Origin of the sequence: Paraburkholderia dilworthii, assembly GCF_000472525.1 — a bacterium.
Lineage (GTDB): Bacteria > Pseudomonadota > Gammaproteobacteria > Burkholderiales > Burkholderiaceae > Paraburkholderia > Paraburkholderia dilworthii.
In genome coordinates, this window is record NZ_AWZT01000126.1 from 1 (window position 1) to 2114 (window position 2114).

General features: G+C 52.8%; 1 rRNA gene. It reads right to left on the bottom strand.

The features are described from left to right. A 23S ribosomal RNA gene (locus F759_RS0135460) occupies positions 1-2114 on the bottom strand; the annotation flags it as partial.

Here is a 2114-nt window from a genome sequence, read left to right on the forward strand (position 1 = left end):
ATTTCCGACCGTACCTAGCGTACCTTCGTACTCCTCCGTTACACTTTGGGAGGAGACCGCCCCAGTCAAACTGCCTACCATGCACTGTCCCCGATCCGGATTACGGACCAAGGTTAGAACCTCAAACAGATCAGGGTGGTATTTCAAGGATGGCTCCACGCAGACTGGCGTCCACGCTTCACAGCCTCCCACCTATCCTACACAGACCGGTTCAAAGTCCAATGCAAAGCTACAGTAAAGGTTCATGGGGTCTTTCCGTCTAGCCGCGGGGAGATTGCATCATCACAAACACTTCAACTTCGCTGAGTCTCGGGAGGAGACAGTGTGGCCATCGTTACGCCATTCGTGCAGGTCGGAACTTACCCGACAAGGAATTTCGCTACCTTAGGACCGTTATAGTTACGGCCGCCGTTTACCGGGACTTCAATCAGGAGCTTGCACCCCATCATTTAATCTTCCGGCACCGGGCAGGCGTCACACCCTATACGTCCACTTTCGTGTTTGCAGAGTGCTGTGTTTTTATTAAACAGTCGCAGCCACCAGTTTATTGCAACCCCTTCACCCTTTGCGCGCAGGCGCATCAAGCTACAGGGGCGTACCTTATCCCGAAGTTACGGTACCAATTTGCCGAGTTCCTTCTCCCGAGTTCTCTCAAGCGCCTTAGAATACTCATCTCGCCCACCTGTGTCGGTTTGCGGTACGGTCTTGTTGAACTGAAGCTTAGAGGCTTTTCCTGGAACCACTTCCGATTGCTTCGTCACCGAAGTGACTGGCCTCGCACCCTTGAATTACGCGCCCGGATTTGCCAAAGCGCCTTCTCCAATGCAAGGACCGGGACTTCCAACACCCGGACAACCTTCCGCGATCCGTCCCCCCATCGCATTCAACAATGGTGCAGGAATATTAACCTGCTTCCCATCAGCTACGCATTTCTGCCTCGCCTTAGGGGCCGACTCACCCTACGCCGATGAACGTTGCGTAGGAAACCTTGGGCTTACGGCGAGGGGGCCTTTCACCCCCTTTATCGCTACTCATGTCAGCATTCGCACTTCCGATACCTCCAGCACACTTTCCAGTGCACCTTCGCAGGCTTACGGAACGCTCTCCTACCATGCACATAAATGTGCATCCGCAGCTTCGGTATATGGCTTAGCCCCGTTACATCTTCCGCGCAGGACGACTCGATCAGTGAGCTATTACGCTTTCTTTAAAGGATGGCTGCTTCTAAGCCAACCTCCTGACTGTTTTAGCCTTCCCACTTCGTTTCCCACTTAGCCATATTTGGGGACCTTAGCTGGCGGTCTGGGTTGTTTCCCTCTTGACACCGGACGTTAGCACCCGATGTCTGTCTCCCGTGATTGCACTCTTCGGTATTCGGAGTTTGCTATGGCGTAGTAATCCGCAATGGACCCCACAACCATGACAGTGCTCTACCCCCGAAGGTGATACACGAGGCACTACCTAAATAGTTTTCGGAGAGAACCAGCTATTTCCAGGTTTGTTTAGCCTTTCACCCCTATCCACAGCTCATCCCCTAACTTTTCAACGTTAGTGGGTTCGGACCTCCAGTACGTGTTACCGCACCTTCATCCTGGCCATGGATAGATCACCTGGTTTCGGGTCTACACCCAGCGACTGAACGCCCTGTTCGGACTCGCTTTCGCTACGCCTGCCCTAATCGGTTAAGCTTGCCACTGAATGTAAGTCGCTGACCCATTATACAAAAGGTACGCCGTCACCCCCTTGCGAAGGCTCCGACTGTTTGTATGCATGCGGTTTCAGGATCTGTTTCACTCCCCTCCCGGGGTTCTTTTCGCCTTTCCCTCACGGTACTGGTTCACTATCGGTCGATCACGAGTATTTAGCCTTGGAGGATGGTCCCCCCATCTTCAGACAGGATTTCACGTGTCCCGCCCTACTTCTCGTACACCCAGTTCTTTCATAATGTTTTCGCCTACAGGGCTATCACCTGCTATGGCCGCACTTTCCAGAGCGTTCGGCTAACACTACAAATAAAGAGTACAGGCTGGTCCCATTTCGCTCGCCACTACTCTGGGAATCTCGGTTGATTTCTTTTCCTGCGGTTACTTAGATGTTTCAGTTCACCGCGTTCG